Origin of the sequence: Limosilactobacillus albertensis, from assembly GCF_014145555.1 — a bacterium.
GTDB lineage: Bacteria > Bacillota > Bacilli > Lactobacillales > Lactobacillaceae > Limosilactobacillus > Limosilactobacillus albertensis.
The window spans coordinates 153,332-169,662 of record NZ_JACIVD010000066.1 but is presented as its reverse complement, the minus strand read 5'-3'; the positions used below and the strand labels follow the sequence as shown (position 1 = coordinate 169,662).

The following is a 16,331-nucleotide window of genomic DNA, read 5'->3' as shown; positions in this document are numbered from 1 at the left end:
CCCGAAATGTCAATTTAAATTAGAAAAATGTTGAAAGCTGTTCATCTGTGACGTGACTTAGGAATACTTCAAGTGGTGTGCGGTAGTGAAGTGACTTCCGTGGAATAGTATTTCGTTTGTGCATCAGCTGGGTGATTAGTTCATCTGGTAAATTACGGAAGTCTAATCGTTTACTGAGACCGTCACGACGTAAGATACCATTATTGTTTTCATTCAGGCCGCGTTGATTGGGCGCTCCAACCTCCGCAAAATAAGTATGAAGATCATGTTTATTGGCAATCTCACGCCAGCCCGCGAATTCCTTACCATTATCAAAGGTAATCGACTTAACGAAATGACGAGGTATTTTAGAAAGCCATTTATCCAAGTGATAGTTAACTGCTTCATCAGTTTTACGATGAACGTTAAGCACAATCATCACCTTAGATTGACGTTCCACCAAGGTCATGACCGCACCACGATGAGCTTTTCCTTGAACAGTATCAGCTTCAAAGTGACCAAACTCGTGTTGGTAGTGAGGAAAATCATGGTATCGCTGGTAAATACTCCGACCGAGATGCCCCGCCTTACCACGTCGTTCGACATAGCCATTGGGGTGTCGCTTGCCTTTCATCGGTAATTGCTGGACGGCAAAATTGTACTGTCCACGAGCAAACATCCGATAAAGTGTCCGCATACTACAGCTAATTGTCCGTTCTGCTCGACCAATGATCGTATCAGGTGTCCAGCCCGCTTTAACCTGCTCATTGATGTAGCTGATCTCATCCTTGGCTAGCTGAGCCTGCTTACGACCACAACGCTGCTTATTCCGTTGGTAAGCCTTAAGATACTGTGCAATGGTCTTACCGCTATCAAGAAATCGATAGACTCGGTAAATAGTTTCTTGGCTTCGTTTAAGCAGTTTAGCAGCTTGATAAGCCTTCGTACCTTGGTGCCAAAAATTAGCTATGAGGGTTAGTTCACGTGTGGTAAGATGTTTATAAGTCATTTGTGATGTTCCTTTACTTTTGTTTGTGGTTATTCAAAAGTCTATCACAAATGGCTTTTTTATTTTTCTAACTTAATTTTACAAACGGCGAAGAAAGTTTATGGAATAACGCCATTAAGGTTTATTGATAAGGAAAAGTATCGAAAAGCACAAAGACTCCTTGAATATTCAGGAAACTCAATTGAGGAGATTGCATATATGACTGGAGCTGCAAATATTTCGATTTTTAGTAAACAGTTTAAAAAATGGTCGGGATATTCACCAAGTGAGTATAGAAAACAAGTTTTGCACAAACGTACAGTTTATTCAAAAAATCAGACAGGGTATTTTGAATAGAATTTAATAAATGTTCATTATAGATGAGATCATAAATTGACAAATAATTGTCAGTTTATGATCTTTTTGCTTTTTGTGAAAACGGATACAATAAAAATGCGGATGAAGATTGACTAAGCTTTATCAGTTTAAACAACTAACTTTAAAGATTATTACTTAATAACTATAAAAGGGGTGGACTAATTGGATAGTGCATGGCTTAACAATAATAGAATACGTGAGCAATTAAAAAACGATGTATTTACACTATTGCCTAACCGAATAGCAGGAAATGATGTAGTAAAAAAGCAACTTTATACCGAAATTGTTGAGTGGCTAAAGTTACCTGTAACATTTGATAAAGAAAATGCAAGTATTGTTCTGATAGAGGAGAATAATAAATATGATAATGATGAATCGTTTGATGTGCAGGAAAAGAATGGACAAATAATTATTATTGGAAATAACAGTAAAGCTCTTTTGTATGGCTTTTACTCTTTGATTCGAATGAAGTTAACTGGGAAATTAAAAACTGGAATTCATACACCTTCTCAAAGCTTAAGAATGATCAATCATTGGGACCAGACAGACGGTAGTATTGAACGTGGATATTCAGGAGCTTCAATTTTCTTTGGAAATTTTAACAAGCTAGATAATCCAGACAAAGGCAATTTTAATGTAAAACTTATAAATGGTGATATCTTCAGACATGATACTAAGAGATTAGTATATTACGCACGTATGTTAGCTTCAGTTGGGATTAATTCAATTTCAATAAATAATGTAAATGTTAGAGGACAGGGGATTGAATTAATAACAAATAAATATCTAAATGGTGTTCAAGAAATCGCTGATATTTTTCGGAAATTTGGTATTAAGCTTTTCTTATCAATAAATTGGGCAGCCCCTAAGTTAATTGGCGGATTAGAGACTTCAAATCCGCTTGATGATAAAGTCAAAAAATTTTGGCGGGATATTTGTAAGAATATCTATTCGTATATTCCTGATTTTGGGGGCTTTGTTGTTAAAGCAGATAGTGAAGGAGAACCAGGACCGTATCAATATGGCTGTGATCATGCACAAGGAGCTAATATGTTGGCGGATGCTATAAAGCCTTTTGACGGATTAATTATTTGGCGGGCATTCGTTTATAATTCGCACCAAGATTGGCGTAATAGGAAAAACGATCGGGCAAAAGCAGCATTTGAAAATTTCGCGTCATTGGATGGAAAATTTTCAAGTAATGTTATTTTGCAGATGAAATTTGGGCCTATTGATTTTCAAACTGCTGAACCTTTACAACCATTATTTGGAAAACTGAGAAATACAAATCAAATGATGGAATTTGAAATAACAGCAGAATATTTAGGGCATCAAATTGATATTAATTATGTTCTTCCACAATGGTGCAAGATGATTAATTTTAATACTGAGTATGAAGATCTGCCTGATCCAAAAGCGGGAGCAATACTAAGAGAAACAGCAGTAGATTCAAATAATGTTGGAATTGCAGCTGTAGGGAATGTTGGAATGAGTGAACATTGGACTGGAAATCCATTAGCCCAATCTAATTTATATGGATATGGCCGGCTTTGCTGGGATAATCAACTATCTGCTGAAGAAATTCTTAAAGAATGGATAATACAAATGTTTCCGTCGATAAAGAAGGAGTCAAAAGATAAGATTTATTCAATAATGATTACATCTAATAAAACATATGCAGATTATTGTGCTCCATTAGGTGTGGGATTTATGGTAGTTCCTCATTACCACTATGGACCATCTGTTAATGGCTATGAGTATGATCGATGGGGAACCTATCATTTTGCAGATCGTAATGGTGTTGGTGTAGATCGGACGATAAAAACTGGTTCAGGTTTTGTAAGTATGTATTCTAAGAAGTTAGCAAATAAATTTGAAAATCCAGATACAACGCCGATGGATGTAATGCTATTTTTCCATCATTTAAACTACGATTTTATTCTCCCTAATAATAAGACTTTAATTCAAACGATTTATGACCTGCACTTTAGAGGCTATGAGAATGTGAAAAAGTATGTAAAACAATGGAATTGCTTAAAGCATGATATTGAAGAATCTATTTATGATACCGTACAAGTCTGTTTAAATGAACAGCTTAAAAACGCATTGGAGTGGCGCGATCAAGTTAATACTTATTTCTATCGAATGTCGGGAGTAAAAGATAGTTTGGGAAGAAAGATATATTCTTAAAAGTATTTAGTTAGAAAGAAGAAACAAAAAATGGAGGAGAGTCCAAGGTTAAAACTTTCATCATTACTTAGTGATGGGGCTATATTACAAAGAAACAAAATCAATACATTGTGGGGAAACTTTAAGAGGAACGCATTAGTGACTATAAAATTTGAAGATAAAGTATTATCTACAATATGTGATGCTAACGGAAAATTTAAATTAGACTTACCGGCTCATGAAGCAGGAGGCCCTTTTGAACTAATTATTACATCGTTAAATGAAAAGGTCGTTATTAAAAAAGTATATTTTGGAGATGTATGGCTACTGGCAGGACAGTCTAACATGCAATTAATGTTTAATCGTTTGTTGGAAAAGTATCCAAAAGAACTCAGTAAAGCTAAAGACAAGTTAATTCATTACTTCAAAGTTCCAGAACATTATCAATTTAATGAACCAATGACTGACATTTATGAAGGAAAGTGGTTTGACGCAATAAAAAATAATTTATTAAATGTATCAGGTATTGGATATTTTTTTGCAAAATATTTGCGAAAGTATTCCAATGTACCAATTGGAATTGTTCAAACAGCAGTAGGAGGAACATCAATTAGATCTTGGGTAAGTGAGGAAGTACTCAAGACTATAGGTGAAATGCCACATGATTATGATACGCTAAAAAATCAAGATTTAGTTAATCATTTTGTTAAGGAAAGTAATACTTACCAAGATCAATATGAAGATGATAGAAATATGTTTGATTATGGACTGAAAGGTAGTTGGGCTAAAAATTCGATAGATTCTACTTGGCAAAGTATTGATATTAATAAGGATTTTCCTGAGAAATTTAAAACTTCAGGTGTTGTATGGCTAAAAACAACTATTGAGGTTCCTGAAAATATGGTTAATCAAGATGCTATCTTACATTTAGGAACTTTGATTGATGCTGATGAAACTTTTGTTAATGGAAAAAAGATAGGAGAAGTTAGTTATCAGTATCCACCTCGCCATTATAAAATTGGAAAAATTAAACGAAAAGTTGAAATAACCATTCGTTTAAAAATAGATCAAAAAATAGGTGGATTTAGAAAAGGAAAGAATCGTTATATTCAAATTAATAATAATATTCTAGATTTGAATAAATGTAATTGGTTTGCAAAGAGAGGATGTTCAATGCCTAGTCGCAAACAATGTTTTTTTCCGCAATACCTACCTTCAGGACTTTTTAATGGCATGATTTATCCGCTAAGAAATTTTTCATTTAATGGAATTATATGGTACCAAGGAGAAAGTGATACTCATGAGCCTGTAAATTATGGGAAAGTATTTATCAAGCTGATTCAAGAATGGAGAAAAATATTTAGCAATGTCAACCTACCCTTTTTATTTGTTCAGTTACCAAACTGTGGCATTGAACCAAACCATAATTGGGGAAGATTAAGAAGCGAACAGGAAAAGGCATTGATTTTGGATAATACAGGAATGGCAGTAACTATTGGTGATGGTGAAGATAACGACTTACATCCCTTAAATAAGAAAGTAGTTGCAAAAAAACTTTTTGAATTAAGTGAGAGAATCAAAAAGTGGACGCATGGATGTGCATCAGGACCAATAGCTGATCAAGCATATTTAAATAACGATGGAGTAGTTATTAAATTCAATACATTTGGTAGGAAATTAGTAATAGATGAAAGATTAATATTTAAATTATCACAATGTGGAACTCTGTATACTTTAAACAAGTTTCAAGTTAATGATGAAAATATAGTAGTAAAAATTCCTGAAGATATAAAGATTAAAGATGATGCAGTTATTAGTTATGCACAAGAAAATACTGCTCATCCCAACTTATTTGATACTGATAGGAATTGTGCCGCACCGTTTAAACTAAAAATTAATAATTACTATCATATTCCAAGTGTTCTGACACACGTTTTAGAAGAAATGTAAGCGCTTTTATAAGGACGGAGTGAAAAAATAATGAATGAGATAAAAAACGGACAGTCTAGTGGACGAAAAGTTGGTATGGGAACGTCAATTGCTTTTGGGTGTACTGATATGATGGGTGGCGGATATGGTGCTCTAGTTGGTGCATATTTAATGTTCTTCTTTACGACATTTTGTAATTTATCAGCATTAGAAGCTGGATCGATTATAGGACTAGCTAAGGCCGTAGATTCAATTACATCTATTATTATGGGAAGATTATCAGATACATTTTGGAGAACGAAGCTCGGTGCTAAATTTGGTCGGCGTCACTTTTTTATCTTAATAGGTTCTCCACTAATTTTAATTACCTATACCCTACTTTGGATACCTGGTGGTGGATATTGGTATTATTTAATTGTTTATTGTTTAGTAGAGGTAGTAGTTACCATGGTCTTGATTCCTTATGAAACATTACCCTCTGAAATGACTACAGACTTCAATTCGCGTTCAAAAATGTCAACAACTCGAATGTTTTTCTCTGGTGCAATCACATCAGTTGTTACTTTAGTTGGTGGATTCTATATTCAATTATTAGGGCAGCATAATCCATATGCTTATACAGCGACAGGTGTTACATTTGCTGTGCTTTTCTCAATTGCTTGTTTAATTACTTGGAAATTTACATGGGAGCGGCCTTTAAATGAGATTAAGGCAACTGCAGATCCGAGTGAGGCTCATCAAAATTTAGCGCAATTTTTCTGGACTGCTTTGAAGTCATATTTATCAACTCTCAAGGTAAAGGCATTTCGGCAACATATGTATTTATACTTATTGGGAGTTACTGCGCAAGATTTATTCTCAGGAGCTTTTATTTACTTTATTGTGTTTGGTTATGGGTTATCAACTTCAACAGCATCTTATCTACTTTCCTTAGGTATTATTGGACTACCTTTAACGCCAGTAAACTATTGGTTATTTACACGATTAGGTGCTAAAAAATGCTATGTACTTTATTTTGGATTAGTAATTGCTGGCTTAGCAGCATACTACATTATGTATCTTATGAACTTAACTCATAATACATTAATCATTGCGTTAATTATTGTTTCTACAATTTACTTATTCTTTAAGGGTGGTGCCTATTCAATTCCTTGGAATGTCTTTCCATTTATTCCTGATGTTGATGAAATTATGACTGGAAAACGTCGGGAAGGTGAATTTGCAGCAATGATGTCATTTATCCGTAAATTAACTTCAGGATTAGCAGCAGTATTTTTAGGCTGGGTACTTTCTGCAAATGGATTTAAGAGTGGTGCGGCAGTGCAATCGCTACAGGCAACTCATGCAGTTGTATATACTTTGATTTTTGGTACAGGAATTTTAACACTTCTTGCAATGGCTATTGCGGTAACATTTAATCTTGACGCTAAGACTCATAAAGTGTTGATTGATGAAATAGAGCGATTAAAAGCTGGTGGAAAGAAAGCAAATGTTTCACCGAAAGCCAAGGCAGTATGTGAGAACCTTACTGGTGAAAAGTATTCCGATTTATGGCCAGTTTCAAACAATAAGGTAGAAAAGAAGGAAACAAGCAATGAAAATTAAAAACCCTGTTTTACGAGGCTTCAATCCCGATCCTAGTATACTTCGTGTAGGTGACATGTATTATATTGCGAACTCAACATTTGAATGGTTTCCAGGAGTTAGATTACATTCATCTAAAGATCTGGTTCACTGGAAGATGTTACCTCCGATTTTAAATAGTAAAAAATTAATCGATATGACTGGTGATCCTTCATCTGGAGGAGTATGGGCGCCTGATTTATCATATGCTGATGGGAAATTTTGGCTAGTATTTTCTGACGTAAAAACTGTGAATGGTCCTTTTAAAGACTGTATTAACTATTTAACAACAGCAAATAATATTGAAGGGCCATGGTCAAAGCCAATAAAATTAGATGCAACAGGATTTGACGCCTCTTTATTTCATGATACTGATGGGAAAAAGTACTTGGTTCAACAGACATGGGATCAACGTGAATATAAGAATACATTCAATGGAATAACATTGACGGAGTTCGACCCCTTATCTCAACGATTGTTGCCACAAACAAGAAAAGTTATATATAGGGGAACTGATGTAAAAGTTCTTGAAGGCCCGCATGTGTATAAAATAAATGGCTATTATTACTTATTTGCAGCGCAGGGAGGAACTAGCTGGTCTCATCAAGAAATTGTAGCTCGATCCAAAAGTTTAGTATTAGGTACGTTTATAACGGAACCAGATGGGCCTTTTATTACGAACTTCGATACGCCCGACTTTGAGCTTCAAAAGCAGGGGCATGGTTCACTAGTAAATACACTTGATGGTGAATGGTATTATGCGTCACTCTGTAGTCGTCCATGGCACCATAAAAATGAGTCTGCTTGGGACCCTCGGGGATGGTGTACTTTAGGAAGAGAAACTTCTATTCAGAAAGTAGAGTGGGATTCAGATGGATGGCCTAGAGTTGTTGGGGGACATGGGGGACTTATTAGTGTTCCAGGTCCACAAGCTGACAAAAAATCTTTAACTAGTAAGCCAAATAATTCAAGACACGATGAATTTTTATCGTCAAAATTAGACAGTGATTGGCAAACTTTACGTCAGCCATTTACTAAAAAATTAGGATATATAAAAAATAAAAAACTAGTGCTAAAAGGAAATCAATCACTTTCGTCGCTGTTCGATGTTTCATTGTTAGCATCTAGATGGCAAGCATTTAATTTTGATGCAACCACAAAGATTAAATATGAGCCATACAGTTATCAGCAGATGGCAGGATTAGTCAATTTCTATAATGATAAACATTATTCATGGGTATTTATTACCTATAATGAAGTAACTAAACATAAGGTTATTGAAGTGGCGCAAAATAACAATAATATATACACTTCATTCTTAAAGGATAATGCTGTTGAAATTCCTAATGAGATTAAAGAAGTATGGTTAAAGACATGTATTAGAAAGGATTATTACTACTACATGTATTCGTTTGATGGAAAAGATTGGAATAGGATATCTATTGATTTAGATGCAGCCATTTTGTCGGATGACTATGTTATGCAAACGTCGGGCGGATTTTTTACAGGAGCAATGGTAGGGTTAGCATCTGTTGATTGCACTGGCTTTGAACTTCCAGCAGAATTTGATTATTTTGATTATAAAGAATTAGATGAAAATTTGCTGTAGAGTGTGATTAAAAATACACCTTATCCAGTATGGGTAGGGTGTATTTTATACAAGGGGATGAATTTTATGAGCGAGTTTATAAATAATGCGTTTCGATGCATTGGTACAGGCAGACTAAGCCTTGCTTTAAGAAGAGAATATATTAATGAATTAAGGTATATTCAACGAACCATTGGCTTTGAGTATATAAGAGGACATGGCTTGTTTTCAGACGATATCGGAATTTATCAAGAAAGAGAAGAAAATGGTAAGTATATTATTGAATATAATTTTAATTACTTAGATCAAATAATGGATTCTTTTAAAACATTAAACATAAAACCCTTTCTTGAACTAGATTTCATGCCAAAAAAGTTAGCTTCAGGTAAAGAAACCGTATTTTATTGGAAGGGAAACATAACACCACCAAAGAATAACAACGAATGGGTTAAATTGGTTCAAAATACATTGAAGCATTTGTTGAAAAGGTATGGTAATGATGTATTAGAATGGCCGATAGAAATATGGAATGAACCCAATTTGACTAACTTCTGGAAAAATGCAGACAAACAAGCGTACTTTAATTTTTTTGAAGAAACCTTTAATGCGATAAAAAAGGTAAATAAGTACCTTAAGGTCGGAGGACCTGCAATATGTGGGGTTAAAGATGAAGAATGGCTACAAGATTTCATTAGCTTTTGTGAGAGTGAAAAACTTGACATCGACTTTGTAACTCGTCACTTTTATACAGTAAATGTAGTACCAACAGAAGGACACTATCGATATCCTAATCTAAGGAAATTGAAAGATTCACTAAAAGAGTTAGAAAAATCACGTAAGATAATTGATAGATCTAAGTATAAAAATTTACCAATGTATATTACTGAATTTAATACATCTTATAGTCCTGATGCACCACTTCATGATACAGTTCATAATGCCGCTTATACTGCTGATATGCTATCTAAATTAGGTGATACTTCTGAATTATATTCATATTGGACTTTTGGCGATGTTTTTGAAGAAAAAGGAATACCATTTACTAATTTTTATGGTGGCTTTGGTTTACTGGCTGAGCATAGTATTTGCAAACCCACATATTGGACATTCTATTTCTATAATCAACTATATCAATATCTTGTTGAAAAAACTGATAATTGGATTATTACTAAAAACGGAGACGGTGAGTATACCGGAATCATTTGGAATTATAAAAATGAAGAAGGCTATGGTCAAGATATTAATGTTTCCATTCCACAAGTTAATGGTAAATACAGTTTAGTACTGGAAAAAGTTGATGAAAAGCATGGTAATCCACTATTAATATGGCATGGGTTAGGAGAGCCTGCGTCATTGACAAAAGAAGAAGTAAAAGTATTAAAGGATTCTGCAGTTCCTGAAATAACAGCGAAAATGGTATCTAATTTGAAAAATGCAAAAATCAAAGTATGTCCAGATTCGGTTGAATACTTTAAGATGAAAAAGATATGTGGAAGCCAGGACACTGGTTATAGTTATTCAAAATTAATTTAACAGGGAATAAAAATTGTATCTATAGTAGTGACAAAATACCATGTAGCACTTGAATTTAAGTGCCACATGGTATTTTTATATTATGCTTAATCTTTTAAATACTTTTTAATCTCAGTGTCGGTTAACCTATATTGTGTTTGTATTTCTTTAGCAATAGTTACTGAATCAATGTTTAAATGTTGAAGAGAATTAATTAAATTTTTAATTCCCTTTTCACGTTCAGTATTAATAGACTCTTTGATTTGCTGTTCTGTCTTTTCAACTTCTTCAGCTATTTTCGTAATGTTTTCAGCTTTTTTCTTAAGCTTAATACTTTGCCTCTTAATCTCGGCATCTCGTTTCTTAATCTCAGTAGTCTGTTTCTTAATTTCAGCAGTTTGTTTCTTAAGCTCCGACTCTTGTTTCCTAAGTTCTTCAGCCTTTTTCTTTATCTCTTCTTCGTGCCGTTTTTGATCCATTTCGTACAATGAGAGTCGCATATACTCCGCCCTCCATTTCCGATTGTGCTTAACGTACTTCATTCTTTTCTTTAATTTTACGACAAGCTCATCAGTGGATTCAACATTACGTTGGGCAATCATGTCCAAGAAATTTTGCATCTTTGGACTCACATCGTGCCGCTTAGATCGAATGTCAAATAAAATATCGGTCTCACCATCATCAATAACTTTGTCAGTCATTCCGGTAATCTGTTTTTTTAATATATACTGCTGGCGATTAAACCCAAACGGATCAAAATTGCAGAAGAAAATGACATAGGAATCATCAACATTATCATAAGGTTCACCTTTATTGTAGGATTCCATCGTGCTAGCGGTCTGATAGTAGCGAATCCGCTTCGCCAAGTTGTCCGCCCTGGCGACCTGCATTTCAATATCATAGTGATTGTTATTTTCGTCTGTTGTGTAAATATCAAAACGAATTGAATGAGCATCCGGGGCAAAAGAAATCTCCTGCTGGGCATTTGGAAATTCAATCCCCTTAATCTCCAGCTGTGGTAAGATTCGTCGCAGCACTTCTAAACAAATATCATGATCAATCATCACCTTGCTAAAGATATAATCGTCTGTTAAATCGGCATCTTCCCACTTTTTACGCAATATAATTTTGTCCATTATTTCACGGCTCCTCATTAATTTTTAGAAGACTCTTTTCCAGCCCCACTAACTTATATATACGTAAAAAATCATCTTTTACACTTTTTGATTTAATTGTTTACTTAGTATACTAACTACAAAAAACTTAATAGTAATTCTAAACAATGTGTCCTATATAAATTGATCTTTTTATATAAAATTTAAGAAAGGGTTTACAAAACAATTCAAAGGGTATATATTAAGAATTGTAAGTTAGTTGTTTATACAAACTAAATGAATGGGAGGCCGTAAACATGGCTGATTTATGGAAAGATATTAATAAGATTGAATACGAGGGACCACATAAGGATATTAAGTCTGGATTGTTCTACCAGTACTATAATCCAGAAGAAGTTATTTTAGGAAAGAAAATGCAAGATTGGCTCCGTTTTGCTGTTGCATATTGGCACACGTTTGATCAGCGCTTAGTTGACCCGTTTGGTGATGGAACCGCCCAACGGCCATATGACAAGTACAGTGACCCAATGGATTGCGCTTTAGCTAAGGTTGACTATGCTTTTGAATTCTACAACAAGTTAGGTGTTAACTTCCTTTGTTTCCATGACCGGGATCTTGCTCCAGAAGGTGATACGCTTCGTGAAACTAACAAGAATCTGGATAAGGTTGTTGATAAGATTGTTGAATATCAAAAAGCAACTGGTATGAAGGTTCTATGGAACACATCAAACCTCTTTACAAATCCACGTTTCTTAGAAGGTGCGGGTACTGCTCCATCAGCTGAAATTTATGCTTATGCGGCTGCTCAATTAAAGCACAGTCTTGAAATCGGTAAGCGGGTAGGTTCTGAAAATTATGTATTCTGGGGCGGTCGTGAAGGTTACGAATCACTTTGGAACACTGATATGAAGCGTGAGCAATCACACATTGCTAAGTTCTTCCACATGGCTAAGGACTACGCTAATGAAATCGGCTTTGATGCTCAGATGCTTCTTGAACCAAAGCCAAAGGAACCAACTACTCACCAATATGACTTTGATGCTGCAACAACAATCAACTTTATGCGTGAGTACGGCCTTGATAAAGACTTCAAACTTAACCTTGAAGGAAACCATGCTAACTTAGCTGGTCACACTTACCAACACGAAATTCGGGTTGCTCGTGAAGCTGGATTATTAGGTTCACTTGATGCTAACCAGGGTGATAAGTTAATTGGTTGGGATATTGATGAATACCCATCAAACTTATATGAAACTACAGCAGCTATGTGGGAAGTTGTTGAAAATGGCAGTATCGGACCTCGTGGTGGGTTGAACTTCGATGCCAAACCACGGCGGACTTCATTTACACCAAAGGATCTCTTCTATGGTCATATTGTTGGGATGGATAGCTTTGCTGCGGGTCTCCGCGTTGCTGCTGCAATGAAGGAAGACGGTTTCTTAGATGATATTATTAAGGAACGTTACGCTACATGGGATGAAGGCCTAGGTAAGAGCATTGAAGATGGCAACGAAAACTTTGCTAGTCTTGAAGAAAAGGTTATTGATACGCCACAAAGCGAATTAATTGCTGCTACTCACTCTGACCACCTTGAAGAAATCAAAGATACAATTAACCATTACATTATTGAAACGCTTGCTAAATAATTAACATTACCTATCAATCCACACATGACAAGCGCTCACTCAATACGGTAAAAAGTTATAATAAAAGGGCCGAGGCAATCAACTTTGCCCCGACCCTTTTACTAACGGAAGGGAATGAAAGAAATGAATGAGTATGTAATCGGCGTCGATCTGGGAACAAGCGCTGTAAAAGTTTCGGCAATGGACCATGATGGAAAAATTATTGCCCAGCAAAGTTATGGCTATGATCTTCATCAGCCACACCCCGGTTATAGTGAACAAGATCCTCGTGATTGGTTATACGGGACAACAATTGCGATTGACCGTCTAATTTTAAGAGATGGGATTAAGGCTGAAGAAATCAAGGGAATATCTTTCTCTGGACAAATGCACGGGTTAGTTTTATTGGATGCGGACGGACAAGTATTACGCCCAGCAATGTTATGGAACGATACTCGTACCACTAAGCAGTGTGAAGAAATAAAGGAAAAAATGGGCGATAGATTCATCGAGATTACTGGTAATCGCGCTTTGGAAGGATTTACATTGCCTAAGCTATTATGGGTAAAAGAAAATGAACCTGAAATCTGGGCGAAGGCAAAGAACTTTCTTTTGCCTAAAGACTATGTTCGCTATGTAATGACTGGTAAACAAGCAATTGATTACTCGGATGCAACGGGGACGGTTTTATTTGATATTAAACAGAATGCGTGGAGTAAGGAAATTTGTGATACGTTTGATATTCCAGAATCAATGTGCCCGCCTTTAATTCGGTCAATCGACGAGGCAGGGACGATTACGGATTCGTATGCAATGTTTTCAGGACTTAAGACAACTACTAAGGCCTTTGGCGGTGGTGGTGACAATGCTTGCGGAGCCGTGGGAGCAGGGATCCTGAAACCTAATATGGTGATGAGCAGTATTGGAACATCAGGGGTAATTTTGAAGTACGAACCGGATGCTAATGTTGACTATCATGGTGCATTACAGTATGAATGTCATGCTATTCCTAATACTTATTATTCTATGGGAGTCACACTTGCTGCAGGCCATTCTCTGAATTGGTTTAAACATACTTTTGCTAAGAATGAAGACTTTACGGAAATGGTAAATAGGGCCGCTAAACGACCGCTTGGGACAAATGGATTAATCTTTACACCGTATATAGTTGGCGAACGGACGCCATATGCCGATGCGGATATTCGTGGGAGCTTTATTGGCGTTGACAGTATGCAGAATAAGTATGATTTTGTTCGTGCTGTAATTGAAGGAATAACCTTTAGCTTCTGTGATATTTTGAATATCTATGATCAGCATGGTCAGGACTTTGATACGGTTGTTGCTATCGGGGGAGGAGCTAAGAGTGACTTCTGGCTGCAACTACAAGCAGACATCTTTAATAAAAAAGTAGTATCCCTGACTAATGAACAAGGTCCTGGCTTAGGTGCTGCTATGCTTGCTGCTGTTGGTCTTGGCTGGTTTAATTCATTACAGGATTGTGCAAAGAAGTTTGTCCATTTTGGCAAGGAATATGAACCGCAACCTGAAACAGTAAAGAAGTATGATGAATTGTACAAAATTTATCATCAAATTTATGACCAAACAAAAGACCTTAGTCATCAGATAATGAAACTGCGAAATAGTTGGGATTAGGGAAAATTTGACTATTATATAAGTTGACCTCTAAAGTCCGGTAAAGCCGAACTCTAGAGGTCTATTTTTGTTTCCTAATATTGATATAAAATGGGTCCATCCGTAGTCTGAATCTTTTTACAGTTAACCTTAAAGTGCTCCTCAATACGTTTGGGGGTTAATACTTCTTCGGGCTTGCCCTCTGCAATGATTTTTCCATGATTAAAGAATAGGCAGTAGTCGCTGTATTGAAGCGCTTGGTTAAGATCATGAATAATCATAATAATTGTTAAATGTTCATCGGCGTTTAGTTGGTGAAGGAGTTTGAGAAATTCGATCTGATAATGTAAATCAAGATAAGTAGTAGGCTCATCAAGAAAAAGGTAAGCTGGCTGCTGATTGAGGGCAAGAGCAAGCCAAACTCGTTGTTGCTGTCCTCCTGAAAGGCTACGAACATAACTATCCTTTAAGCTCGTAAGACCAAACCGATTAAGCAATAGTTCAGTATTATGATTTTCTTCCGGTAAGTCGCTTAGAAGAGATTGGTAAGGCAAATGCCCAAACTGGACTAGGTCTGCGACAGTTAAATCATCGTATAAATCATGGTGTTGGTGCACAACTGCAATTTGTTTGGCAACTTCTTTTCCTGTTAGCTGCCAAATGTCATGATTATTTAGTAAAACTTTCCCTGTCATAGGTTGAATAGCACGTGTAAGGAGTTTAAACAGTGTTGACTTACCGGAACCGTTAGGACCAACGATCGATGTAATTTGGTGGTCGGGAATGGTTAAAGAAAGTTTCGTGATTAAAGGTGCAGAGGCTGAATACTGGTAGCTTAAATCTTTAGCTTGTAGCATGAGTTGAATCTCCTTGTGGCTGTTTGGATAAGATGAAAATTAAGAATGGGCCGCCAATAATTATTAAAATGGTAGCCGCTGGGATTTCGCTTGGCTGAACAATTAGTCGACCAAGGGTGTCTGCAAAGAGGAGCATCCACCCGCCAGCCAGAATTGAGAAGGGGATTAAGTGCCGGTAATCATGGCCGAGTAGCCAGCGACCGATGTGCGGGATAATAATCCCAATAAAAAGGATTACGCCCGCGCTAACCGTAACGGTGGTCGCAAGAAAAACAGCAACGGCTAGGAGACCGCCTCGTAAGTGAGAAGCAGATATTCCAAGTGAACCTAATTGTGCATCGTTGACTTTAAGGTAATTACACCATGGCGTAATAATAATGGCAGCCATTAAACCGATAATTCCCAGAATAACGAGCCAAAATGTGCTTGTCCACGTTATAGTGCTTAATGAAATATTGCTTCTTCCCTGACTAACGGGAAATACTTCTTGGATTCCCGTAAAAGTGGCATTAAGGGCAACCCCAATCAAGATAAGGCGGTAAGGATTCATTCGCGGCTGAAAATGGACCAGAATAAAAAGCGATAAAAAACCGCCAATAAAGGCCATGAGAAATTGACCAGTTAGAAAGCTTGGCAATATTAAAGCACCAATGAATTGAAATAGGGAGGCACCGGCAGAAATACCCATAAATCCCGGATCAGCAATCGGATTACGGAGTGCCCCTTGAAAAAAAGCCCCGCTAACGGATAGCGCGGCTCCAGCGATAAAGGCTGCTATTATTCTCGGTAACCGGATATTAAAGATAGTATTTAATTGTGTTGCGTTCATTTTGAAAATACTAAAGTGGCTTGCACCATTTGTTAATGCCACCCAGAAAGTAATAAAGATAAGAGTTACTAAGGTCACGTAGGTAATAATATTTCGTTTTTTCATGG

The 16,331-nt window shown here is 36.2% G+C and carries 12 protein-coding genes; 8 read left to right on the top strand and 4 right to left on the bottom strand.

Annotated elements, in window-relative coordinates:
- Nucleotides 1–19 precede the first annotated feature (19 nt).
- Nucleotides 20–988 carry an IS30 family transposase gene (locus H5S41_RS08410; RefSeq protein ID WP_085720378.1) on the bottom strand — a complete coding sequence of 323 codons (969 nt, stop codon included), beginning with the start codon at nt 986–988 and terminating at the stop codon, nt 20–22.
- Nucleotides 989–1,063: 75 nt separating this feature from the next.
- Here H5S41_RS08410 and H5S41_RS08405 point away from each other — a divergent pair, with 75 nt between their 5' ends.
- The 6 genes from H5S41_RS08405 (at nt 1,064) to H5S41_RS08380 (ending at nt 10,187) form a co-directional block, all read left to right on the top strand.
- The gene (locus tag H5S41_RS08405; RefSeq protein ID WP_310740917.1) at nt 1,064–1,324 is read left to right on the top strand and encodes a helix-turn-helix domain-containing protein; all 261 of its coding nucleotides are present in this window, start codon (nt 1,064–1,066) and stop codon (nt 1,322–1,324) included.
- A gap of 183 nt (nt 1,325–1,507) precedes the next feature.
- Nucleotides 1,508–3,535 carry an alpha-glucuronidase gene (locus tag H5S41_RS08400; RefSeq protein WP_182602957.1) on the top strand — a complete coding sequence of 676 codons (2,028 nt, stop codon included), beginning with the start codon at nt 1,508–1,510 and terminating at the stop codon, nt 3,533–3,535.
- A gap of 30 nt (nt 3,536–3,565) precedes the next feature.
- On the top strand, nt 3,566–5,464 hold the full coding sequence (locus H5S41_RS08395; protein WP_182602956.1) for a sialate O-acetylesterase: 1,899 nt from the start codon (nt 3,566–3,568) through the stop codon (nt 5,462–5,464).
- Between the two features lie 30 nt (nt 5,465–5,494).
- Nucleotides 5,495–7,048: an MFS transporter gene (locus H5S41_RS08390; RefSeq protein WP_182602955.1), complete on the top strand. Its 1,554-nt coding sequence runs from the start codon at nt 5,495–5,497 to the stop codon at nt 7,046–7,048.
- Nucleotides 7,038–8,675, top strand: a complete 1,638-nt coding sequence (locus tag H5S41_RS08385) for a glycoside hydrolase family 43 protein (protein ID WP_182602954.1) — start codon at nt 7,038–7,040, stop codon at nt 8,673–8,675. The genes H5S41_RS08390 and H5S41_RS08385 overlap by 11 nt, the downstream gene beginning before the upstream one ends.
- 66 nt (nt 8,676–8,741) lie before the next feature.
- The gene (locus tag H5S41_RS08380) at nt 8,742–10,187 is read left to right on the top strand and encodes a GH39 family glycosyl hydrolase (protein ID WP_220483270.1); all 1,446 of its coding nucleotides are present in this window, start codon (nt 8,742–8,744) and stop codon (nt 10,185–10,187) included.
- 86 nt (nt 10,188–10,273) lie between these two features.
- On the opposite strand, the gene H5S41_RS08375 is transcribed toward H5S41_RS08380, so the two are convergent.
- Nucleotides 10,274–11,302, bottom strand: coding sequence for an Rpn family recombination-promoting nuclease/putative transposase (locus tag H5S41_RS08375; RefSeq protein WP_182597774.1), 1,029 nt, complete (start codon nt 11,300–11,302; stop codon nt 10,274–10,276).
- A gap of 275 nt (nt 11,303–11,577) precedes the next feature.
- On the opposite strand from H5S41_RS08375, the gene xylA reads away from it, so the two are divergent.
- Together xylA and xylB are read left to right on the top strand one after the other, a co-directional pair.
- Entirely contained in the window at nt 11,578–12,927 is a 1,350-nt protein-coding gene (xylA, locus tag H5S41_RS08370) for a xylose isomerase (protein ID WP_182602953.1), read from the top strand.
- Between the two features lie 123 nt (nt 12,928–13,050).
- Nucleotides 13,051–14,559 (top strand): xylulokinase, encoded by a 1,509-nt coding sequence (gene xylB, locus H5S41_RS08365; protein ID WP_182602952.1) that lies wholly within the window; start codon nt 13,051–13,053, stop codon nt 14,557–14,559.
- Between the two features lie 74 nt (nt 14,560–14,633).
- Here the strand turns inward: xylB and H5S41_RS08360 are convergent, their stop codons facing one another.
- Together H5S41_RS08360 and H5S41_RS08355 are read right to left on the bottom strand one after the other, a co-directional pair.
- Complete coding sequence (locus tag H5S41_RS08360) at nt 14,634–15,395, bottom strand: ABC transporter ATP-binding protein (protein WP_182602951.1); 762 nt, start codon at nt 15,393–15,395, stop codon at nt 14,634–14,636.
- Complete coding sequence (locus H5S41_RS08355; protein ID WP_182602950.1) at nt 15,382–16,329, bottom strand: FecCD family ABC transporter permease; 948 nt, start codon at nt 16,327–16,329, stop codon at nt 15,382–15,384. The genes H5S41_RS08360 and H5S41_RS08355 overlap by 14 nt, the downstream gene beginning before the upstream one ends.
- Nucleotides 16,330–16,331 lie beyond the last annotated feature (2 nt).

Excerpts from the sequence above, each read along its gene's own strand:
- H5S41_RS08360 (WP_182602951.1), bottom strand. The coding sequence starts at position 15,395 with ATGCTACAAGCTAAAGATTTAAGCTACCAGTATTCAGCCTCTGCACCT.
- H5S41_RS08380 (WP_220483270.1), top strand. The coding sequence starts at position 8,742 with ATGAGCGAGTTTATAAATAATGCGTTTCGATGCATTGGTACAGGCAGA.
- H5S41_RS08385 (WP_182602954.1), top strand. The coding sequence starts at position 7,038 with ATGAAAATTAAAAACCCTGTTTTACGAGGCTTCAATCCCGATCCTAGT.
- xylB (WP_182602952.1), top strand. The coding sequence starts at position 13,051 with ATGAATGAGTATGTAATCGGCGTCGATCTGGGAACAAGCGCTGTAAAA.
- H5S41_RS08375 (WP_182597774.1), bottom strand. The coding sequence starts at position 11,302 with ATGGACAAAATTATATTGCGTAAAAAGTGGGAAGATGCCGATTTAACA.
- H5S41_RS08355 (WP_182602950.1), bottom strand. The coding sequence starts at position 16,329 with ATGAAAAAACGAAATATTATTACCTACGTGACCTTAGTAACTCTTATC.
- H5S41_RS08390 (WP_182602955.1), top strand. The coding sequence starts at position 5,495 with ATGAATGAGATAAAAAACGGACAGTCTAGTGGACGAAAAGTTGGTATG.
- xylA (WP_182602953.1), top strand. The coding sequence starts at position 11,578 with ATGGCTGATTTATGGAAAGATATTAATAAGATTGAATACGAGGGACCA.
- H5S41_RS08395 (WP_182602956.1), top strand. The coding sequence starts at position 3,566 with ATGGAGGAGAGTCCAAGGTTAAAACTTTCATCATTACTTAGTGATGGG.
- H5S41_RS08410 (WP_085720378.1), bottom strand. The coding sequence starts at position 988 with ATGACTTATAAACATCTTACCACACGTGAACTAACCCTCATAGCTAAT.